20 protein-coding genes and 1 riboswitch are annotated in these 20,972 nt (G+C 72.3%); of the genes, 12 read left to right on the plus strand and 8 right to left on the minus strand.

Going from position 1 to position 20,972, the window contains the following annotated elements:
• Positions 1–20: 20 nt before the first annotated feature.
• Positions 21–1,196 carry an IS30 family transposase gene (locus AC3EU2_RS10580; RefSeq protein ID WP_488176163.1) on the minus strand — a complete coding sequence of 392 codons (1,176 nt, stop codon included), beginning with the start codon at positions 1,194–1,196 and terminating at the stop codon, positions 21–23.
• Between the two features lie 170 nt (positions 1,197–1,366).
• Positions 1,367–3,652 carry a helicase-associated domain-containing protein gene (locus tag AC3EU2_RS10585; RefSeq protein WP_488176259.1) on the minus strand — a complete coding sequence of 762 codons (2,286 nt, stop codon included), beginning with the start codon at positions 3,650–3,652 and terminating at the stop codon, positions 1,367–1,369.
• Positions 3,653–3,695: 43 nt separating this feature from the next.
• Here AC3EU2_RS10585 and AC3EU2_RS10590 point away from each other — a divergent pair, with 43 nt between their 5' ends.
• Positions 3,696–4,616, plus strand: a complete 921-nt coding sequence (locus AC3EU2_RS10590; RefSeq protein ID WP_488176260.1) for an aldose 1-epimerase family protein — start codon at positions 3,696–3,698, stop codon at positions 4,614–4,616.
• Here AC3EU2_RS10590 and AC3EU2_RS10595 read toward each other — a convergent pair.
• Positions 4,603–5,871: an MFS transporter gene (locus AC3EU2_RS10595; RefSeq protein ID WP_488176261.1), complete on the minus strand. Its 1,269-nt coding sequence runs from the start codon at positions 5,869–5,871 to the stop codon at positions 4,603–4,605. The two genes, AC3EU2_RS10590 and AC3EU2_RS10595, sit on opposite strands and share 14 nt — an antisense overlap.
• Before the next feature lie 298 nt (positions 5,872–6,169).
• On the opposite strand from AC3EU2_RS10595, the gene AC3EU2_RS10600 reads away from it, so the two are divergent.
• From AC3EU2_RS10600 to AC3EU2_RS10610, 3 genes are read left to right on the plus strand one after another with little or no spacing between them, the layout of a single operon-like run.
• Positions 6,170–6,574, plus strand: a complete 405-nt coding sequence (locus AC3EU2_RS10600) for a cold-shock protein (RefSeq protein WP_488176262.1) — start codon at positions 6,170–6,172, stop codon at positions 6,572–6,574.
• A complete protein-coding gene (locus AC3EU2_RS10605) occupies positions 6,574–7,311 on the plus strand; it encodes a DUF3027 domain-containing protein (protein WP_488176263.1) in 738 nt (245 codons plus the stop codon). Before AC3EU2_RS10600 ends, AC3EU2_RS10605 begins: the two co-directional genes overlap by 1 nt.
• A 7-nt stretch (positions 7,312–7,318) precedes the next feature.
• Positions 7,319–7,621 (plus strand): DUF2530 domain-containing protein, encoded by a 303-nt coding sequence (locus AC3EU2_RS10610; RefSeq protein ID WP_488176264.1) that lies wholly within the window; start codon positions 7,319–7,321, stop codon positions 7,619–7,621.
• A 121-nt stretch (positions 7,622–7,742) separates the two neighbouring features.
• On the opposite strand, the gene AC3EU2_RS10615 is transcribed toward AC3EU2_RS10610, so the two are convergent.
• Entirely contained in the window at positions 7,743–9,230 is a 1,488-nt protein-coding gene (locus tag AC3EU2_RS10615; RefSeq protein ID WP_488176265.1) for an NCS2 family permease, read from the minus strand.
• Between the two features lie 116 nt (positions 9,231–9,346).
• Here AC3EU2_RS10615 and AC3EU2_RS10620 point away from each other — a divergent pair, with 116 nt between their 5' ends.
• Entirely contained in the window at positions 9,347–9,802 is a 456-nt protein-coding gene (locus tag AC3EU2_RS10620; RefSeq protein WP_488176266.1) for a MarR family winged helix-turn-helix transcriptional regulator, read from the plus strand.
• Positions 9,799–11,097 (plus strand): MFS transporter, encoded by a 1,299-nt coding sequence (locus tag AC3EU2_RS10625; protein WP_488176267.1) that lies wholly within the window; start codon positions 9,799–9,801, stop codon positions 11,095–11,097. The genes AC3EU2_RS10620 and AC3EU2_RS10625 overlap by 4 nt, the downstream gene beginning before the upstream one ends.
• A 271-nt stretch (positions 11,098–11,368) precedes the next feature.
• On the opposite strand, the gene serC is transcribed toward AC3EU2_RS10625, so the two are convergent.
• The 3 genes from serC to AC3EU2_RS10640 form a co-directional block, all read right to left on the minus strand.
• Complete coding sequence (serC, locus tag AC3EU2_RS10630) at positions 11,369–12,493, minus strand: phosphoserine transaminase (protein ID WP_488176268.1); 1,125 nt, start codon at positions 12,491–12,493, stop codon at positions 11,369–11,371.
• A 155-nt stretch (positions 12,494–12,648) separates the two neighbouring features.
• Positions 12,649–13,794 carry a citrate synthase 2 gene (locus tag AC3EU2_RS10635; protein ID WP_488176269.1) on the minus strand — a complete coding sequence of 382 codons (1,146 nt, stop codon included), beginning with the start codon at positions 13,792–13,794 and terminating at the stop codon, positions 12,649–12,651.
• Positions 13,795–13,864: 70 nt separating this feature from the next.
• A complete protein-coding gene (locus AC3EU2_RS10640) occupies positions 13,865–14,578 on the minus strand; it encodes a hypothetical protein (protein WP_488176270.1) in 714 nt (237 codons plus the stop codon).
• A gap of 39 nt (positions 14,579–14,617) precedes the next feature.
• Between AC3EU2_RS10640 and AC3EU2_RS10645 the strand changes: the two genes are divergently transcribed.
• From AC3EU2_RS10645 to AC3EU2_RS10665, 5 genes are all read left to right on the plus strand, one after another.
• Entirely contained in the window at positions 14,618–15,898 is a 1,281-nt protein-coding gene (locus tag AC3EU2_RS10645) for an MFS transporter (RefSeq protein WP_488176271.1), read from the plus strand.
• Complete coding sequence (locus tag AC3EU2_RS10650) at positions 15,895–16,635, plus strand: iron-dependent transcriptional repressor DtxR (RefSeq protein ID WP_488176272.1); 741 nt, start codon at positions 15,895–15,897, stop codon at positions 16,633–16,635. The genes AC3EU2_RS10645 and AC3EU2_RS10650 overlap by 4 nt, the downstream gene beginning before the upstream one ends.
• 167 nt (positions 16,636–16,802) lie before the next feature.
• On the plus strand, positions 16,803–17,657 hold the full coding sequence (locus tag AC3EU2_RS10655) for a VldE C-terminal domain-containing protein (RefSeq protein ID WP_488176273.1): 855 nt from the start codon (positions 16,803–16,805) through the stop codon (positions 17,655–17,657).
• 247 nt (positions 17,658–17,904) lie between these two features.
• Positions 17,905–18,057: riboswitch (cyclic di-AMP (ydaO/yuaA leader) on the plus strand.
• Positions 18,058–18,062: 5 nt separating this feature from the next.
• Positions 18,063–18,908, plus strand: coding sequence for a C40 family peptidase (locus tag AC3EU2_RS10660; RefSeq protein WP_488176274.1), 846 nt, complete (start codon positions 18,063–18,065; stop codon positions 18,906–18,908).
• 84 nt (positions 18,909–18,992) lie between these two features.
• Positions 18,993–19,574 carry a DsbA family oxidoreductase gene (locus AC3EU2_RS10665; protein ID WP_488176275.1) on the plus strand — a complete coding sequence of 194 codons (582 nt, stop codon included), beginning with the start codon at positions 18,993–18,995 and terminating at the stop codon, positions 19,572–19,574.
• A gap of 21 nt (positions 19,575–19,595) precedes the next feature.
• Here AC3EU2_RS10665 and AC3EU2_RS10670 read toward each other — a convergent pair whose 3' ends face one another.
• Positions 19,596–20,408, minus strand: a complete 813-nt coding sequence (locus tag AC3EU2_RS10670; protein ID WP_488176276.1) for a sigma-70 family RNA polymerase sigma factor — start codon at positions 20,406–20,408, stop codon at positions 19,596–19,598.
• Between the two features lie 290 nt (positions 20,409–20,698).
• Between AC3EU2_RS10670 and AC3EU2_RS10675 the strand changes: the two genes are divergently transcribed.
• Positions 20,699–20,941 carry a hypothetical protein gene (locus AC3EU2_RS10675; RefSeq protein WP_488176277.1) on the plus strand — a complete coding sequence of 81 codons (243 nt, stop codon included), beginning with the start codon at positions 20,699–20,701 and terminating at the stop codon, positions 20,939–20,941.
• Positions 20,942–20,972: the final 31 nt, after the last annotated feature.

A 20,972-nucleotide genomic window follows, 5' to 3' on the forward strand; every position in this document is an offset into this window, starting at 1 on the left:
GCCCGGCGGAATCAAGGGAGTCACGCAACACCGTTGGCGATGTTCGCAGACAGTAGTTCGTTGAGCATCTCGGCTGGGGTTTTGAAGGCGTGGCGTTTGCGGGGTCTGGAGTTCAGTTCGGCGGCGATGTTGTCGAGCATCCCGGGCCCGTAGAAGCTGAGGTCGCTACCTTTGGGCAGGTACTGGCGCAGCAGCCCGTTGGTGTTCTCGTTCGTGCCGCGCTGCCAGGGCGAGTGGGGGTCACAGAAGTAGATCTCCAGACCGGTGGCTTCGGCGATCTGGGCGTGACGTGCCATCTCGCTGCCCTGGTCCCAGGTCAGCGACCGTCTGAGCTGTTCAGGCAGCGTCAGCATCTTGGCCACCAGCGCGTCCTGCACGGCCAGGGCGCCGTGGTTGTCGGGCAGGTGCAGCAGCATCGTGAAGCCGGTGGTGCGCTCCACCAACGTGCCGACCGCGGACGCCGAGGCGGTGGAGCCGAGGATGAGGTCGCCTTCCCAGTGTCCGGGCACCGCGCGGTCCTCGACCTCGGGCGGGCGCGAGCTGATCATCACCATGTCCGGGATCCGCGCGCGGCGCTCACCCTCGCGGCGGCGTGGTCGGCGCATCGACCGGCCGGTGCGCAAGCACGCGGTCAGCTCCCGCTTGAGACCACCACGGGCCTGGATGTACAGCGACTGGTAGATCGTCTCGTGCGACACCCGCATCTCCGGTTCGTCGGGGAAGTCGACCTTCAGTCTTCCAGCGACCTGTTCCGGGCTTTCGTGCCGCTCCAGCCTGGCCTGGACCTCCCCACGCAGCCGGAGATTGGTGGCCAGCTTCGCCGCGCGAGGAGCCGTGCGGCCACGATCGACTGCGGCTTGGGCCACCGAGGGACGGTAGCCGCGCCTGGTCGCGCCCCGAGCCAGCTCGCGGCTGATGCTGCCCGGATCACGCCCCAGCCGGCGGGCGATCTCCCGTACCCCGCGGTCGGCATGGACCAACGCCGCGATCTCCTCCCGCTCCGAGAACGACAGGTACCGGCCAACCGGGGCGGCAACAGACGTGGGTTTCACCCCGCCAGCCTCCCGGAAGATGCGACTGGCCCACCTGTACGACAGCCCCGTCAACCCGCCCGCATCCTCCACGCTCAACCCGTCCCGGATCCCAGCCCAAAACCGGCGATCCAGCTCCCGCGGCGCCCTCGGCCGACCCCTCATGACAAACAACTCCTCGTGATCGAGGTGTTGCGTGACTCCCTTGAACCCGCCCCCTGCAAGCCGGACTGATTGCGCAACACGGCCGGCTCGGCCGGCCGTGTTGCGCAATCAGTCGCACGGCTGGGGACGGAATGCGCAATAAGTCGGGGCTGGGGGGTGGGGTGGGGTGGTCAGTCGGCGACGACGCCGGTGATGCGGTGGATCGACAGGGTCCGGGTGATGCCGTCGCTCACGCCGGAGACGCGCCCGCCGTCGAGCCGCTCGGGGTAGAAGAGCAGCCGCTGCGTGCGGCCGATGCCGTCCGAGTAGCCGAGCCACACGGCCCGCCCGTCGGCGATCGCCTCGCGCAGCACCGCCACCGACGTCGTCGGGTCGTTCGCGGGGATGGCCGGACCGCTGCGCCCGCCGGGCGCGGCGGCGGCCTTGGCCCGGGCGTGCGACTCCGCCGCGCGGAGCCCGGACACGAGCGAGCCGATCTGCCCCCGGTCCATCGCGTGCACGAGGGCCGAGTCCACCGAGGTGCGGCGGACCGCCCGTCGCACGGGCCGCCTGGGCACGGTGACCGTGCCGGACGGGGACTCGCCCACGGGTGAGTAGCCCTCCTCGCGCAGCATCTCGAGCACCACCTCGGGCCCGGCCGGCGAGGTGAGCACCGTGGGCGCGATGCGCCGGAGCTGGAGCGCGGCGAGGCGCCGGTTGGCGAGCATGACGTCGAGACCGGCCTCGTCCTCGCTGCGGACGATGGCACCGACCCCCCGCACCCGGACCGTGCCGTGGCGGCGGGCGACGTCGCGCACGAGGTACTCGAGCGGCTGCGGCACCGGCGTCCGGCTGGCGTCGCGCAGCCCGGCGAGGATGTCCTCACCGGTCCAGCCCGTGTCGAGGCAGCGGCGGATCGAGGCGTCGCTGAAGCGGTGCACCGTCGCCCCACCACGCGACTCGACGTCGGCGACGAGGCGGAGGAACGCCGCCAGCGAGCCGGTCACCGGCCCGGGCGCGATCGCGGTGAGGTCGGCCTGGAGCAGGACGGCGTCGACGGGCGCCGGGAGGTGCGGGTGGATCGACTCGGCCACGACCGCGACGTCGCCCTCGCTGGCGAGCAGGGCGCGACCGGCGACGCTCAGCGCCCCGTGCCCGGTCACGCCGAGCCAGGCCGCCTCGCCGAGGACCGACTCGACGACGTCCTCGAGCGTGCGGGGGACACGGCGGGGCCGACGCCAGCGCACCGCGGCCGCGAGCCCGGCGGACGTCGTCGCGACACCCGGCTCGGCGCTCGCGAGCAGGTCCAGCACCTCGCGGCGCAGCGACCGGATCGGGGGCCACTGCACGTCCGGCCCGAGGGCGTTGACGACCGCGGCGGCGTCGGTCCGCGACCCGACGCGGTGCGGAGCGCGGGTCGTCGCGAGCCACGCCAGCGCGAGCCGGGCCCACCGCTCGCCGCCGGGCTCGGTCTGCCACGCGTCGTACTCCGCGGTCGGCACCCAGTGCGGGTCGACCTCGCCGTCGTCGGCGACGAGGTCACCGATGAGGGCCAGCTCGACGAGGTATGCCGTGTGCTCCGGTGACGTGTCCAGCCGCGCGGCGGCCGCCTTGAGGTCGCGCACCGCGAGCCCGCCGGTCCGCAGGACCCGCGGCGGCGTCTGCGACCACGAGTCGAGCAGCTCGTCGAGGAGGGCCAGGACGGCGCTCGCGGCGGCACCGGCGGCCGCGTCGACGGCGTCGCCGTCCCGCTGCGGTCCCTCGACCGGGGGCGGCGAGAGCTGGGGCTGGCGGTGCACCCGGCCCTCGCGCAGGACCATCGCCACCTCGCGGGGCATCGCGATCTGGTCGGCGGCCACCGCGCGGACGAGGCCTTGGGCGAGCAGCCAGCGTGGCCCGTCGTCGGAAGGGACGCGGCGTCCCGGGCCGTCCTCCGGCGGGACGATGCCGACCGAGGGCCCCCACGTCAGCCGGTCGAGGATCGCGCGCGCCCGTGCGGGTGCGGCGGCGATCGAGGCACGCAGTGTCGCCGCATCGGGAACGTCGCCGCCGGGCAGGTCGGTGGCCGACGGCCCGAGCCCGGCGACCCCCTCACCGAGGACGTCCTTGGCGGTGCGGGTGACGACGAGGCCTTCGGGCGCCCGCCAGACGAGGGCGAGCCGCCACAGGTCGTCGAGCAGCTCAGTGACCCGGGCGGGGTCGGCGTCGCCGAGGCTGAGGGTCAGCGCCTTCGAGGTGACGACCTCGCCCCCGACGGCCGCGGCCTCGAGGACCTGGACGTGCGCGGCGTCGAGCCCGTCGATCGCGCGAGCGGTGCTGGCGCGCGTCGAGCTGCGCGCCGCGAGGGCCGTGAGGTCGCTCGGCGCGGGTCGCGCGAGGTCGGGCCGGGCCGCGAGCAGTGCCGCCAGCTCCTCGTCGGACCGTCCCCGGATGTCGTCGGCGAGGGAACGGGCAGTGGAGGGAGAAGGGAGCGGCACCTCACCACCGTAGTCCCGCCCGGTCGCGCGTAGATTCGCCGACATGAGCGCTGACGCCCCCGCACCCACCGGCGAGCAGTGGCACCTCACGGTCGGTCCGGACGAGCTCGTCGTCGTCGAGGTGGGCGGCGGCCTGCGCACCTGGACGCGCGACGGCGTCCACGTCCTCGCGGGCTACGCCGAGGACGCGACGTGCACGTCCGGGCGCGGCCAGCAGCTCATCCCGTGGCCCAACCGCATCCGCGACGGCCGCTACTCCCACGGCGGGGTGCAGCGACAGCTGCCGCTCACCGAGGTCGAGCACGGCAACGCGAGCCACGGCCTCGTGCGGTGGGCCCCGTGGCGGCTCCTCGAGCGCACGGACACCTCCCTCACCGTCGGCCATCGCCTCTTCCCGCAGCCGGGCTGGGACTGGCACCTCGAGACGACGACGACGTATGCCGTGTCACGGGACGGCCTCACCGTCACCACCGGGGTGACGAACGTCGGAGGGGAAGCCGCGCCGTTCGGCTACGGCGCCCACCCCTACGTCGCCATCGGTGACGTCCCCGTCGGCGAGGTCGAGGTGCGCGTGCCCGGCGACACCTGGGTCGAGGTCGACGACAGGCTCATCCCCGCCGGCACGCACCCGGTGGAGGGGACGGCATACGACTTCAGGGAGCGGAGGCGGCTGGGGACGCAGCGGCTCGACACGGCATACACGGATCTCACGGCCGGGGAGGGGCCGTGGACGGTCACGGTCGCCGTCCCCGGGAGGCCGGTCGTCGACGTGTGGGGCGACGCCGAGGCGTTCCCGTGGGCGCAGGTGTTCTCCGGGAAGGCGGAGGCCGACCAGAGTGGCGAGCACGGCATCGCGGTCGAGCCGATGACCTGCCCGCCGGACGCGTTCAACTCCGGGGACTCGCTCCTCGTCCTCGCCCCCGGGGCGACGTGGACGGGCGCGTGGGGGATCAGCGTACGGTGACGCCGTTCTCGGTGTCGTCGAGCTGACGCTCGAGCACGACGATCGCGCCGGCCATGACGACGAGCCCGGCCAGCATGGTCGCGATGAACGCGCCGGACAGGTCGTGCTCCAGCAGCAGGCCGGACACGATCGGGCCGAGGATGGCCCCGGCCTGGAACGCCCCCGCGTTGACGGCATTGGCGCGGCCGCGGATGTGGTCGTCGGCCATGTCGTTGGTGATGGCCGGGATGGCGATCTGCATGAAGATCTCGCCGAAGCCGAACAGGGCCATGAAGCCGATGACGGCGACGGTCGCGCCGATCGTCGCCGGTCCGAGGCCGGCCGCCGACAGGGCCAGCCACGAGACGAACCACACGACGACCATGACGAGCAGCCCCCGCGTGCGCCGGCGACCGGTCACCGCCTGGAGCACCGGGAACTGCATCGCGACGATGACGAGGGTGTTGAGGGCGAAGGCGAGCCCGATGACGCCGGTCGAGACCTCGCCGACCTGGCGCGAGAACGCGGGGAAGCCGGACTCGATCTGCCCGTAGCCGATGAAGGTGCAGAGGAAGGTGATGAAGGTCAGCCACAGCACCGGCGGGCGTCGCAGCAGGTCGAGGTAGCCGACGGTCGGAGCGTCCTCGGGTCGCTCCGCACGGCCGTGGACGTGACGCAGCGGGCCGAGGAGCAGCCCGATGGGGACGAGCATGCTCAGGGCGTCGGCGAGGAAGATGAGCGTGAAGGTCATCGGCTCGCGCACGTCGACGAACAGCCCGCCGACCACGCCGCCGAGGCCGATGCCCAGGTTGACGAGGGCGAAGTTGACCCCGAAGTACTGCTGGCGCAGCGGCCCGGAGACGACCGAGGCGATGAGGGCGTTGAACGCCGGCCACGACACCCCGAAGTTGACCCCGAGCAGCACGAACCCCACGACGAACATCGGCACGGTGGTCGCGAACGCGAGGACGACGCACCCGACGAGCTGCGACGTGGTGCCGACGATGAGCATCCTGCGGGCGCCGATGCGGTCGGTGAGCGAGCCGCCGGGGCCGGTGACGAGCAGCGCGACGACGGCGATGAGGGCGAGCAGCGTGCCCGCGGTGCCGAGACCGATGCCGCGGACCTCGTTGATGTAGATGACGGTGAAGGGCAGGGTCAGGCCGCGTCCGAGCGTCTGGACGGCCACGGTCGACAGCAGCCACCGACCCGGCGCCGGCAGGTCTGCCCAGAACTGGCGCAGGCTCACCTTGGGTCGGTCGGTCGCTGCGGTCACCGGAGCACTCTCCCAGCCCGGACCGACACCCCCCAACCCGGTTTCCGCCCGCCCGCCCCCGCCCGCCCCCGCCCGCCCCCGCCCGCCCCCGCCCGCCCCCCGGCTGCCCCCCCGGCTGCCTGCGTCTGCGTGCATGGTCGGATTCCTCACCATCCACGCAGACGCAAGCGGGAGGGGTGGGGCGGTCACCCGGAAAGGTGTGCGCGCGGCATACGCGGGCCGGGATAGCCTGTGGGAGTCCGACCGGAGGTGCGACGCCCGCACTCCGCCCCATTCGCAGCGACCACAGAGGTGCCCCGTGCCGACTGGCAAGGTGAAGTTCTACGACTCCGAGAAGGGCTTCGGATTCGTGTCCACCGACGACCCCACCGAGGGCGGTGACGTCTTCGTGCCCTCCAGCGCGCTCCCCGAGGGCGTGACCTCGCTCAAGAACGGTGCCCGCATCGAGTTCGGGATCGTCGAGGGGCGGCGCGGCGCGCAGGCCCTGTCCGTGCGCCTCCTCGAGCCCGCCGCGAGCGTCACCGCGAACCGCAAGGTGCGCGACCGCAAGCCGGCCGAGGACATGGTCGTCATCGTCGAGGACGTCATCACCCTCCTCGACTCCGTCCAGAGCTCGCTGCGGCGTGGGCACTACCCCGACAAGGCCCACGGCGGCAAGGTCGCCCAGGTCCTGCGCGCGGTCGCCGACGACCTCGAGATCTGATGGCGGTCGTCAAGCCCGACCCGACCCTCAAGGGGGCGGTCGACCTCGCCCGTGAGGCCGCCGAGTCGATCGCCGAGAAGGGCACCGTCGGCGAGCACCTCGGCATGGACATGGTCGAGGACCGCGTCGGCACGCACTACTTCGCCTGCACGGCCGCGTCCTACCCCGGCTGGCGCTGGGCGATCACCGTCGCGCGCGTGCCGCGTTCCAAGACGGTCACCGTGTCCGAGGCGAACCTGCTTCCCGGTGACGGCGCGCTCCTGTCACCGCAGTGGCTCCCGTATGCCGACCGGCTGGCTCCCGGGGACATCGGCCCCGGCGACGTCACGCCCAGGATCGACGACGACCCGCTGCTGGAGGCCGGCTTCGAGGCCACCGGCGACGAGGACGTCGACCAGCTCGCCCTGTGGGAGCTCGGACTGGGCCGCCCCCGGGTGCTGTCCGCCGAGGGTCGCGAGACCGCGGCGCAGCGCTGGTACGAGGGCGACTCCGGACCGTCGGCCCCCGTGGCCCAGAAGGCCCCGGCCCCCTGCTCGTCGTGCGGGTTCTTCGTCCCGATGGCGGGTGCGTTGCGGTCTTTTTTCGGCGTGTGCGCCAACGCGTGGTCTCCTTCCGACGGTCGCGTCGTGAGCTGTGACCACGGGTGTGGCGCCCACTCCGAGGTCGACATCGACGCTCCCGAGCCCGAGCTGATCGCCCCTCCGGTGCTCGACGACACCGCGCTCGAGCGGGTCTGACGGCCCGATGAGCGGGTCCGAGGGGACGCAGGGACGGCGGCCGGACGGCATACCGCCCGAAGCCGTGCCGGACGGCGTGACCGAGCGCGAGATCGAGGTGCTCGAGGCCATGCAGGTCCCGACCCAGCGGATCATCGCCATCGGGCTCGTCCTCTGGCTCGTCGCCCTGGCCGTGACCCTGCTCGTCCCGGCCCTGCACGAGGGCGACCGGTCGTGGTGGCCGTGGGGCTGCGTGGCCGGGTTCGTGCTCGGCTCGATCGGCCTGGCCTACGTGCGCCGCGGCCGCGGCAACGCCCACGACGCCGGTTGAGAAGCCGACTTATTGCGCATTTCGGCCCCTCCCGCGGACGGTTCTCGTCTCTGGAAGGGGCCGAAACGCGCAATAAGTCGCTGCTGTGGGACCGGAATGCGCAATAAGTCGGGGGTGGGGGTCAGACGCCGAGGAGGTCCTTGATCGGGTCGATCGCGAAGTAGAGGACGAAGAGCCCGGCGACGAGCCACATGAGCGGGTGCACCGCGGCCGCCTTGCCGCGCACGACCTTGATGAGGACGTAGGCGACGAAGCCGGCGCCGATGCCCGCGGTGATCGAGTACGTGAACGGCATGAGCACGATCGTGAGGAACGCCGGGATGGCGATCTCGACGTCGTCCCAGTCGATGTCCTTGACCTGCTGCATCATGAGGAACCCGACGAGCACGAGAGCGGGGACCGCGGCCTCGGACGGGATGACCTTGACGAGCGGCGCGAACACCATCGAGGCGAGGAACAGCAGGCCGGTGACGACCGAGGCCAGCCCGGTGCGCGCGCCCTCCCCGACGCCCGACGCCGACTCGATGTAGGAGGTGTTCGACGAGACACCGGCGGCGCCACCGGCCGCGGCGGCGAGCGAGTCGACGACGAGGATGCGCTCGGTGTTCGGCGGCATGCCGTCCTCGTCGAGGAGGTTCGCCTCGGCGCCGATGGCGGTCATCGTGCCCATGGTGTCGAAGAAGTCGGCGAGCATGAGCGTGAAGATGAGCAGCGCGGCGGCGACGACACCGACCGACTGGAACGACCCGAACAGCGAGAACTGGCCGACGGTCGAGAAGTCGGGGGAGTCGATGATCTGGTCCGGCAGGGTGGGCACGACGAGGCCCCAGCCGGTCGGGTTGACCTTGTCGCCCGCGACCGCGGGGCCGATCTTGGCGATGGCCTCGATGACGATGGCGAGGACGGTCGTCGCGGCGATGGCGATGAGGATGGCGCCGCGGACCTTGCGGACCCACAGGACGATGATGAGCAGCAGGCCGATGACGAAGACGAAGGTCGGCCAGCCGCCGAGGAAGCCGTCGACGCCGAGCTGGACCGGGACCGTGCCCTGGGCCGTGCGGCGGACGAAGCCGGCGTCGACGAAGCCGATGAGCGCGATGAACAGGCCGATCCCCACGGAGATCGCGACCTTGAGCTGGGTCGGGACGGCGTGGAAGACCGCCGTTCGGAAGCCGGTGAGGACGAGCACGAGGATGATGAGGCCCTCGAGGACGACGAGGCCCATGGCGTCGGCCCACGTCATCTGCGAGGCGATGGCGAACGCGACGAACGCGTTGAGCCCCAGCCCGGTCGCCAGGGCGAGCGGGAAGTTGGCGACGACCCCCATGAGGATCGTGAGGAGACCGGCCACCAGGGCCGTGCCCGCGGCGATCGCGGGGAGGTTCGAGCCGTCACCGGACCCGCCGCCGAGGAAGTCCCCGTTGACGTCCTGGGCGAAGCCGAGGATGAGCGGGTTGAGCACGACGATGTAGGCCATCGTGAAGAACGTGACGACCCCGCCGCGCACCTCCTGCCCGATGCTCGAGCCGCGCTCGGAGATCTTGAAGTAGCGGTCGATGGTGGAGGGCCCCGTGCGTGGGTCGGCGGCGTGGGTGGTGGCAGTCGGCATGGGCGGAACCCTAGCGAGCGCCGGGTGGGACGGCATACGCAGTCCGGGTCGTGACCTGCAGCGCGAGCCCGACCTCGGAGGAATACTTAGCCAAAGTAAGGAGTTAGGCTAAGTACATGACTCAGGACACCAGCCACCCGTATGCCGCCCTGCGGCCCGCTGCCGTGTCCTCCCTCGCCGGCGAGCTGCGCCTGGCCTGCATGCGGATCTCGCGACGCGTGCGCTACGAGAGCACCGACACCATTGCGCCGCACCACTTCTCGGTCATGTGCCGCCTCGAGGAGGGGGCCCGCACGCCCGGTGAGCTCGCCGAGATCGAGCGGGTCAGCGCGCCGAGCATGTCCCGGACCGTGGCGGGTCTCGTCGACCTCGGGTGGGTCGAGCGCGCGCCCGACCCCACCGACCGGCGCCAGGTCAACCTCACGCTCACACCCGCGGCGCGACAGGTCCTGCGCGACACCCGGCGCAAGCGCGACGCGTGGATGGTCGTGCGCGTGGCCCGGCTGAACCCCCACGAGCAGGCCGTCCTCCAGCAGGCGGCCACGATCCTCGCCAAGGTCGCCGCCGAATGAGCCCGACCTTCACCTCGTTCTCCGAACGCAACTACCGGATCTACTACGCCGGCTCCTTCGTGTCCAACGTCGGAACCTGGATGGGGCGGGTCGCCCAGGACTGGCTGGTCCTCACCGAGCTGACCGACAACTCCAGCCAGGCGCTGGGCATCGTCACCGGGCTCCAGTTCCTTCCGTTCCTCGTGCTCGCCCCCTGGGCGGGGGCGATCGCCGACCGCTTCCCGAAGCGCCGGATCCTCCTCGTCACGCAGGCCCTGCTCCTCGTCACGAGCCTCGTGCTCGCCCTGCTCGTCATCACGGACGTCGCGACCCTGTGGATGGTCTACGCGATCGCCCTCACCCAGGGCGTCATCACCGCGATCGACAACCCGGCCCGCCAGTCGTTCGTCTCCGAGATGGTCCCCCGCGACAAGCTTGCCAACGCGGTCGCGCTCAACAGCGCCTCGTTCAACGGGGGTCGGCTCATCGGCCCCGGCGTCGCCGGCCTGATGATCGCGGCCTACGGCACCGGGCTGACCCTGCTCGTCAACGTGCTGACCTTCGTCTTCGTCCTCGTGGCCCTGAGCAGGCTGCGCGCCAGCGAGCTCATCCCGTCTCCCCTCACCCGGGGCAAGGGGGCGATCCGCGACGGCCTCGTCTACGTCCGCAACCGCCCGGACCTCAAGGTGGTCATGCTGCTCGTCTTCGTGCTCGGCACCTTCGGGATGAACTTCCAGGTGACGACCGCGCTCATGGCGACGGCGGAGTTCCACAAGGGCCCGACCGAGTACGGCATCCTCGGCTCGATCATGGCGATCGGCTCGCTCACCGCGGCCCTGCTCAGCGCCAGGCGCGGCGAACCCCGGCTGCGGGTCCTGCTCTTCGCGCTCGTCGGTTTCACCGTCTCGACCACGGCGGCCGCCCTGGCGCCGACCTACGAGCTCTTCGCGCTCGCCCTCGTGCCGGTCGGGCTGTCGGCACTCACCGCGCTCACGACGGCCAACGCGATGGTCCAGCTTCGCACCGACCCGCTCGTGCGCGGCCGGGTGATGGCCCTCTACATGGCGATCTTCATGGGCGGCACGCCCATCGGCGCCCCGATCATTGGCTGGATCGGCGAGGTGTGGGGACCCCGGTGGACCATCGCCATCGGTCCCATCTTCATCGGGCTCACCCTCGTCGCGGTGCTGTGGTGGCTCGCGCGGCAGCAGAATGTCCGGGTGAGCTACGAGTCGCAGCGTTCCCCGCGCATCACCATCGAGGCGGTCCCCGTGCGTGACACGGTCACCGAGCCGGCCCCGGAGGCTGCCCGATGACCCCGGTCTTCCGCCGTCGGATGACGCTGGCCGTGCTGGCCGTGCTCCTCGTCGTCGCGGTCGCGTATGCCATCCTCACCTGACCCGGCGCCCCTCCTGCGCGCGCCGGGCCGGGCGCCCTCCGTGGGCGTGACGGCGCCCAGGCCGCCTGGGCGCCCACGAGACTGACGGCCGTGAGGTCAGGTTACCGCTCGGAAACCGTCCGTGTCGTCAGAGGAGTGGGGCACTTCGCGCGCCGACCCACGACCTGCTCGGCCGTGGGCAGGGGCGGTCAGAGGGCGTCGACGACGTGCTCGATGCAGGCGATGAGCTTGCTGACGTCCTCCGGCTCGACAGCCGGGAAGGTCGCGATGCGCAGCTGGTTGCGCCCGAGCTTGCGGTACGGCTCGGTGTCGACGACGCCGTGCGCGCGCAGCGTCGCGGCGATGACCGAGGCGTCGACGGCGTCGTCGAAGTCGATCGTCGCGACGACCTGGCTGCGGGCGGCGGGGTCGGCGACGTAGGGCGTCGCGTAGTCCACGGACTCGGCCCACGTGTAGATCCGGTCGGAGGAGTCCTTGGTGCGTGCGGTCGCCCAGTCGAGCCCGCCGTTGCCGTTGAGCCACTCGAGCTGGTTGGCGAGGAGCGCGAGGGTGCCGACGGCCGGGGTGTTGTAGGTCTGGTCCTTGCGGCTGTTGTCGATCGCCGTGGGGAGGCTGAAGAAGTCGGGCACCCAGCGACCCGAGGCGGTGATCTCGTCGACGCGCGCGAGGGCGGCCGGGGAGAAGAGGGCAAGCCACAGGCCACCGTCGGCGGCGAAGCACTTCTGCGGGCCGAAGTAGTAGACGTCGGTCTGCGCGACGTCGACCGGCAGGCCGCCCGCGCCGGACGTGGAGTCGATGAGCACGAGCGCGTCGTCGTCGGCGCCCTCGACCCGCTGCACGTCGGCCATGACGCCGGTGCTCGTCTCGTTGTGGGCCCACGCGTAGACGTCGATGCCGTCCTCGGCGACCGGGCTCGGGCGGGTGCCCGGCTCGCTCTTGATGATCGAGGACTCGCCGAGGAACGGCGCGTTGGCGGTGACCGCACCGAACTTGCTCGAGAACTCCCCGAACGCGAGGTGCTGGGCACGCTCGCGCACCAGCCCGAACGCGGCGATGTCCCAGAAGGCCGTCGCGCCACCGTTGCCGAGCACGACCTCGTAGCCCTCGGGCAGCGAGAAAAGGTCGGCGAGCCCGGTGCGCACGGACTTCACGAGGTTCTTCACGGGGGCCTGGCGGTGGGAGGTCCCGAGGACGGTGGTGCCGAGGGAGGCGAGGAACTCGACCTGCTCGGGGCGGACCTTGGAGGGTCCCGAGCCGAAGCGGCCGTCGGTGGGGAGGAGGTCGGCGGGCAGGGTGATCGCGGCGTCAGTCACGCGGACAGTCTCGCAAACGCCGCCGACGCCGCTGACCGGAGTTCACCCACCGGGACGCCGTCCCAGCGGTCGGCTCACCACGGCGCACGCGGCCACCCGCCGGGAGCGCACGGCATACGACCACAGCCCTCGTATGCCGTGCCGTCCGGTCCCGCTCAGCCCTCGCGGTACCCCGCGACGGCGTCGATGCCACGGGTGGCCTCGCCGATGTAGCGGGAGCTCGGGCGGATGAGGCGGCCCGTCTCCTTCTGCTCGAGGATGTGCGCGGACCAGCCGGCGGTCCGGGCACACGTGAACATCGAGGTGAACATGTCAGCCGGCACCTCCGCGAAGTCGAGCAGGACCGCGGCCCAGAACTCGACGTTGGTCGCGAGGACCCGGTCGGGACGGCGGGCGTGCAGCTCGTCGAGGGCCGCCTGTTCCAGCGCCGCGGCGACCTCGAAGCGGGGTGCGCCGAGCCGTTGGCAGGTGTCGCGCAGGACCTTGGCCCGCGGGTCCTCGGCGCGGTAGACCCGGTGCCCGAAGCCCATGAGGCGCTCGCCTCCGTCGAGGACGCCCTTGACGTAGGCCAGGGCGTCGCCGCTCTCCTCGACCCCCTCGATCATGTGGAGGACGCGCGACGGGGCCCCGCCGTGCAGGGGCCCGGACATCGCACCGACCGCGCCGGACAGGCACGCGGCGACGTCGGCGCCGGTCGAGGCGATGACGCGCGCGGTGAACGTCGAGGCGTTCATGCCGTGCTCGGCGGCGGTGATCCAGTAGGCGTCGACGGCCTCGACGTGCTTCGGGTCGGGCTCGCCGCGCCAGCGGATCATGAAGCGCTCGGCGATCGTCGCGCCCGTGTCGACCTGGGTCTGCGGGACCATCGGCCGGCCCTGGCCGCGCGCCGACTGGGCGACGAACGACAGCGCCATGACGGCGGAGCGGGCGAGCTGGTCGCGGGCCTCCGCCGCGTCGATGTCGAGCAGCGGCTTGAACCCCCACAGCGGGGCCAGTGTCGCGAGCGCCGACTGGACGTCGACGCGGACGTCACCGGTGTGCACGGGGAGCGGGAACGGCTCGGCCGGCGGCAGGCCCGGGTCGAACTCGTTGTCGACGAGCAGCCCCCACACCTGGCCGAAGCTCACGTGGCCGACGAGGTCGTTGATGTCGACGCCGCGGTAGCGCAGCGCCCCGCCCTCCTTGTCCGGCTCGGCGATCCGGGACTCGAAGGCGACGACGCCCTCGAGCCCGGGGCGGAAGTCGGGGTCCGCCGCGGCGGGCTGGGGGGTGGTGGTCTGGGTGTCGGACTGCGGTGTCACGTTCCCTCGTCTCGGTGTCTTCCGGTGTGGGGCAGCAACAGTGTGCCCGCCCCCGCACGGTGTCAATGGGTCAAACGGGTCGGTCGATGGCGATCCACGTCTGCTCGGCGCGGGCGAGGAGGCGTCCGTCGGCGGTGAACAGGGCGGACCCCGCGTGGCGTTTGCGTCCGTCGTCGCCGCGCGACCACGAGGTCACGACGTGCTCGCGCCCGACGACGGGAGGCGTGAAGATCTGCGCGGTCATCGTACCGAGCACCATGAGCGTGGTCGGGAACCCGGCCGCCTTGCCACCGGGGCAGTCCAGCGCGGCCCACACCTCGGGCGGTGCGGCGTCCCGGGGAGTCCACGTGGCGGCATACAGGCCGGTGTTTCCGGCGACGGGTCCGGAGCGGAGTCGGAGCCCGTCCGGGTGGAGCGGGCCGCAGCCGTAGCAGGTCGGGAAGGGGTGCTCCTGCGCCGTGATGCCCCTCGTCTCGGACTCGCGCGCCACCTCCACGGTCACCGGTGCGGGCGCGTCGCCGGCGGGCGTCGGCGCCGCGACGGCGCTCGCGACGACGTCGTCCCCGTCGCGCAGGACCGTCCGGGAGCCGGGGTGGGCCGGGTCGACCGGGTCGGCCGGGTCGCCGGGCTCGAGGACGAGCGGCCGATCCAGGGGAGGGGGCAGGTGCAGGCGCACGGACACGGCGGGCGCGTCGTCGGTCACCGGGGTGTGGCCGGCGACCAGCCCGCTCACCCAGCCGCCGTTGCCCGAGCTCGGAGGGCCGTTGTGTCGACCCGGGATCACCACATGCACCCTGCCAACCTACGTGTCAGGGTGGCGGGCGTGCCGGTACCCGACGACTTCTCGCTGCGGAGCATTGCCTTCCCGGCGTTCGGGCCGACCGCGGTGTGGTCGATCGGCGTCGGCGCGACCATCCCCGTCGTGGCGCTCAGCGCCCGTGGCCTCGGGGCGAGTGTGGCGGTCGCGGCGGCGTTCGTCCTCATCGAGGGACTCTCCGCGTTCGCGTCGTCGCTGCCGAGCGGGTCCCTCGTGTCACGGATCGGCGAGCGCCGGGCGCTCGTCGGCGCCGCGGTGCTGGACGCGCTCGGCGCCACCCTCGCGGTGGTCGCGCAGAACCTCTGGGTCCTCGGCGCCGCCGTCGCGCTCATGGGGACGACCGGGTCGGTCTTCCTGCTCGCCCGCCAGTCGTGGCTCACGGCCCGCGCCCCCGTGCACGTCAGGGCCCGCGCCATGTCGACGATGGGCGGCGTCCAGCGCATCGGCCTGTTCGTCGGCCCCTTCCTCGCCGCGCCCGTCATCGCGCTCTGGGGAACCCAGGCCGCGTATGCCGTCGCCGTCGTCGCTGGTCTGTCGGCGGCGGTGTGGGCGTGGTTCGCGCTGCGTGACGACGACCTCGTCGACGTGGACGCACCACGGCCGACACCCGCCGGAGGTGGGAGGCCGCAGGCTCGGCCCGCCCCGCAGACTGCTTCGCGGGTCCGTCTGGTCGACGTCGTGCGCAGCCACCGCCGCGTCCTGTCGACGATCGGCCTGGGGGTGGTCCTCATCGGCGTCGCCCGGCAGGGACGGTTCATCGTCGTCCCGCTCTGGGCCGAGTCGGTCGGCGTCAGCAGCAGCGGCACCGCCGTCCTCTTCGGCATCGCCGGTGCCGCCGAGGTTCTCCTCTTCTACCCGGCCGGCTCGGTCATGGACCGTTTCGGCCGGGTGTGGGTCGCCGTGCCCTTCCTCGTCGTCCTCGGGCTGGGCCTGGTGGCGCTGCCGCTGACCCACGGGTTCGCCGCCGTCGCGGTGGTCTCCACGCTCATGGGCGTCGGCAACGGGCTCGGGTCGGGGATCGTCCAGACGCTGGGGGCGGACGCCGCGCCGGTCGCCGGCCGGGCGCAGTTCCTCTCGGTGTGGCGCTTCCTCTCGCTCATCGGGCAGAACGGCGCTCCGGTCCTGGTCAGCGCCGTGACCGTCGTGGCGAGCCTCGGCGCCGCCAGCGTCGTCCTCGGGCTCGTCGTCCTCGCCGGCGCCCCGCTGCTCGCCCGGTGGCTGCCGGCCCACGACCCCCGTCGGCGTGGTCGGGTGCCCGCCGATGTGAATGAGAGACTTGAGCCGTGACCGACCTCATCGACACCACGGAGATGTACCTTCGCACCGTCTTCGAGCTCGAGGAGGAGGGCATCACTCCTCTCCGCGCGCGGATCGCCGAGCGCCTGGGGCACTCGGGCCCGACGGTCTCCCAGACCGTCGCGCGGATGGAGCGGGACGGGCTGCTGGCCGTCGCAGGAGACCGGCACATCGAGCTCTCGGTGGAGGGGCGGCGCCTCGCGACCCGCGTCATGCGCAAGCACCGCATCGCCGAGCGGCTCCTCGTCGACGTCATCGGGCTCGAGTGGGAGTACGTCCACGACGAGGCCTGTCGCTGGGAGCACGTCATGTCCGACCGCGTCGAACGCAAGATCCTCGCGCTGCTCGCCGACCACGCGGAGTCGCCCTACGGCAACCCCATCCCGGGGCTCGACGAGTTCGGCGAGGCCTTGGGCGAGGACTTCCGGACCGGGCTGTCGACCCTCAGCGAGGTCGCGGTCGAGGTCCCGGTGACGGTGACCGTGCGACGCATCGGCGAGCCGGCCCAGAACGACCACGAGGCCCTCGGCCTCATCACCGCCGCCGGGCTGCTGCCGGGCCAGCTGGCCGTCGTGCGCCGCGATGGTGGACGGGTCATCGCGGCCCTCGCGGGGGCCGACGAAGCCACCGGGGTCTCGCTCCCGGACGACATCGCGTCGCACGTGTTCGTCGCACGTGCTGCACGTCACGTCGACGCCGCCACGGTCGACGGGGCCGTATCCCGCTGAGCACGAGCTGAGCACGAGCCGAGCACGAGCCGGGCACGAGCGTCGGCGGACCTGACCCGGCCCGACGACCGCGGAGCGGGCGCCGCCCCGTTACCGGAATGTGACATGCGTCCGAGGCGCCGCTACGGTGTTGACACCCCTGATCCACCCGGAAGGTTTCCTTTTTCGTGTTCTCCCCTGTCTCCCGCGCCGGTCGCCGCCGTGCGCAGACGTCCCGGCGTCTGCCCGACCTCGCGACCGTCAAGTCCATCTCCCGCCCCACCGCCGTCAAGGGCCTCGTCGGCCTCGGCCTGGCCTCGAGCCTGGCAGCCGCCATCGCCATCCCGGTCCAGGCCTCGCCCGAGCAGGTCGAGCTCTCCAGCCGGACCTCGGCCCTCGTCGCCCGTGACCGCGCCGAGGCCGTGAGCGGCACGACCTCGCGCAGCGCCGGCCGCAGCGCGGTCGCCACCGCCCGGACGGCGCTCAGCGCCCCCGCAGCGGCCGAGAGCGCCGCGGTGTCCGCCGGGACCGCCGGTGTGACCGCTGTTGCCAAGCCGAAGCCGGCCCCGAAGCCGAAGCCGGTCGCCGCTCCCGAGAAGAAGACCGAGAAGAAGGCCGCGGCGAAGTCCTCCACGACCAGGTCCACCTCGTCGGCCCGCACGTCGACCTCGTCGTCGCCCTCCTCGTCCGGCGGCGGGTCCTCCATGGCCTACTACGACGCCGGCCGCGGCAAGGGCCTGGGCGGCAACGCCGCCAAGGTCTACTCGGCGATCCGCTCCAACTTCGGCATCACCAACATCGGTGGTTACCGCGCCGGTGGCGGCGACCACGGCTCGGGCAAGGCCGTCGACGTCATGGTCACCGGCTCGCGCGGTGACGCCGTGGCCCAGTGGGCGATCAACAACATGGGTGCCCACGACATCACCTACGTCATCTGGAAGCAGCGCATCTGGCTCGCCGGCGCCTCCGGCTGGCGTGCCATGGACGACCGTGGCTCGGTCACGGCCAACCACTACGACCACGTGCACATCTCCGTGGAGTGATCCCGCGAAGGTGACGACGAGGGCGGGAGGGCCGGACCGGCTCCCCGCCCTCGCCACGTCCGGGCCCCGCCGCCCGGACCCGGTCGTGCCCTGACCCGCCCTCGGGCCGCGCCGTGGTCGGCCGGGTTTCCCGAACCGGCTGCCGTGACCCAAACGTGACTTTGCCCGTTCGATTGGGTACCGTGACTGCGGTTCGTCCTCCCCTGGGGTGAACCGTCGAGACGGATACGCCGAGTCCTGCCACCGTCGTCGACTGCAGCACAATCCGCTTGGCAGGAGCGGGGGACCCAATAGTGGGCCGACCAGCCAGGTCGGTCCTTGGGGTGAAGCCAGTCACGACTGGCAGGGCAGACCTCACGCCCGAACCCGACAGCTCACCTCGTAGGCATCGAGAGGTTCATCACCGTGGCTCACTCCACCCATGGGCGCCACCGCGCGCCGGGACGACACAACCCTGTCTCCGAACTGTCGACCATCGTCTCCCGTGTCGGTGTCACCGGCGCCAAGGCGTCCGCCGTCCTCGCCGCCTCCGGTGGCCTCGTCGCCGCTTTCGCCCTGCCGGCGTCGGCTGCCCCCGAGGCCGCCCCGGCACGCGTGACCGTTGCCCCGGCTGCTCCCGCCGCCCCGGTCGCCGTCTCGGCCCCCGCGATCAGCGCCCCGGCCGTCTCCACCCCCGTCCGGGCAGAGATCGTCGGCGTCGTCGGCGTCAAGGCCGTCGCGAAGCCGAAGCCCAAGCCGAAGCCGAAGCCGAAGCCGAAGCCGGTCGTCAGGGTGGAGCAGCCGCGCGAGAGCCGTCTGGTCGCCGCCGGCGAGCGGAGCGAGGCGCGCACTGCCACCCGGTCGACGCGCACGACGGGCACGACGCAGCCGAGCCGCACCGCCGCGCGCATCCCTGCAGCGCAGAAGTCGGTGACCCAGTCCTCGAGCCGGGTCGTCAACATCGCCCGCGGCCTGCTCGGCATCGCCTACGTCTACGGCGGCAGCACCCCGGCCGGCTTCGACTGCTCCGGGTTCACGCAGTACGTCTACGGCAAAGCCGGGATCAGCATCCCGCGCACCGCGTCCGCGCAGCAGCGTGCCGCGACCCGCGTGACGAGCCCCCGCCCCGGCGACCTCGTCTTCTACGGCAGCCCCGCCTACCACGTCGGCATCTTCACCGGTGGCGACATGATGATGGACTCCCCGCGCACCGGGAAGTTCTCGAGCGAGCGCAACATGTGGGGCACCCCCACCGGTTTCGGTCGGTTCTGAGCCGACCCCGCGGCACCCGCCTGACGAACGCCCCCGACCCTTCGTGGTCTGGGGGCGTTCGCTGTCGTGTGCCACAGTGAGGGAATGGCTGACCTGGTGCTCGACCTCTGGGGCGACGTGACCGATCCGTGGTCGTATGCCGCCAAACGTCGCCTCGAGGCGGCGGTCGCCGCCTCCGAACGGCCCGCTGAGGTCTTCATCCACCACCACGCACTGCCGGGTTCGGCCCTGTCCGCCGACGACTTCGAGCAGGCTGCCGTGCAGACCCGCCCCGACGGCCTCGACATCTCGCTGACCGAGCCACCGACCGCGGACACCACGGACGCCCACCGCCTCGTGGCGCTCGGCCACGAGCTGGGTGGGCCGGCGCTCCAGTCGGCCATGCTCGAGCGGCTGTATGCCGCGGTGTTCCGTGAGGCGCTCGACGTCGAGTCGCACCACGTGCTCCAGCGACTGGCGGGCGAGGCGGGACTGGACGAGCACCGCGTCTCGGAGGTCCTCGCGTCGTCGGCGCTCGCCGACCAGCTGGCGGCCGACGCGGACGCCGCGCGCGCTGCCGGCGTCACCGGGACGCCGCACCTGCTCGTGGACCGGCGTGTCCACTGCGCCGGCCCGGCCGGGGTCGAGGACTACCTGTCCCTCATCCACCGCGTCACCGCGGTCTGACTCCCCGGGCGGGTCCGCCGGTCAGGCGACGGGCTGCTGGAGGTCCTCCCGCGCCAGAGCGGCCCGCAACGACGTCATGACGGTGCGCAGGATCCGGGAGACCTGCATCTGGCTGACACCGATGCGCACGCCGATCTCGGCCTGCGTCAGGTCCTCGACGAACCGCAGTCTCAGCACGAGGCGCTGTCGTCGGTCCAAATGCTCGACGGCCCACCGGAGGGCCTCCCGGGTCTCGATCCACTCGCAGGCGGAGGGGGCGACGAGGGCCCGGTCGGCCAGGCTCGTGCCGGCGGCGTTCTGCTCATCGAGGGACGCGGCCTGGTATCCGGCCGCACACACTCTCGCCTCGGTCACGTCAGCCTCGGTGATGTCGAGTGCCGTGGCGATCTCGCTGTCCAACGGCTCTCGGAGAAGCGAGTGCCTCAGCTGCTCCTCCTCGCTGACGAGCAGCGGCCGCAGCTCCTGCAGCCGTCGTGGCGGTCTCACGGCCCAGCCGTGGTCGCGGAACCACCTCTTGAGCTCGCCACTGATCGACGGCGCCGCGAAGGCGACGAACCCGTGACCCTGGTCGGGGCGGTAGCGGGTCACGGCCTTGACGAGGGCGGTGCGGGCCACCTGCTCGAGGTCGTCGTCCTCGATGCCCCGGAACCGGTAGCGCCTGGCGATGGTGTCGGCCATGGGAAGGGCGATGAGCACGATGCGCTCGAGCAGGTCGGCCCGGACCGCGGGGTCCTGGGTGGTCGCCCAGCGCTCGGCGAGGGGTTCGACCTGGCGGTCGATGGTGTGCTGCCAGTGGGAGCTGGTCGACACGAGGGTGGGCGGGGCGGCAGCCATGAACTCGTCCTTGGGGAGAGTGACGGCACCACTGTCGGACCATGTGAACAAGGGAGACAGGGGGGTTCGATCTCCACTCCAGACCTTTCGACCGTACCGCCGCAGAGAGGGCAATGGGCGCTTGAACCTCGGCGACTTCCCCGGGTGCCGCCCGACCCGGCCGACGACACATCGGCGCGGACACCGCACCCGCCGAGGCGTATGCGACCGGTCGGTGGGTACTGGAGGTGGTGACCGGGTTGGGGCCTCAAGGAGACGGACCTCCCGGCGCGTCATGGAGGCAGCCAGGCATGGATGAAGCTGACGTCATCGACATCGTGGGTGCGACCGTCCCGCGCAGTCCTCGAGCACGGTTGAAGCTGCGCGCGCAGACGGTGCGAGAGCTCCTCACCGACCTCGCCGTGTCCGAGGCGGCGCTTCGTGATGGGGACGCCGGTGAGACAGCGAGGTCGGCGTTGACGCGGGAGCAGGACCGCATCGTCGGCGAGCTGCGACGTCGCCGCCGGGCGGCCAAGGAGCGCCACCGCCCCTAGGTTCAGGCGAGACGTTCGGCAGTCGCCCGGG

The sequence above is a fragment of the Knoellia sp. B-D-2 genome (genome assembly GCF_057714695.1).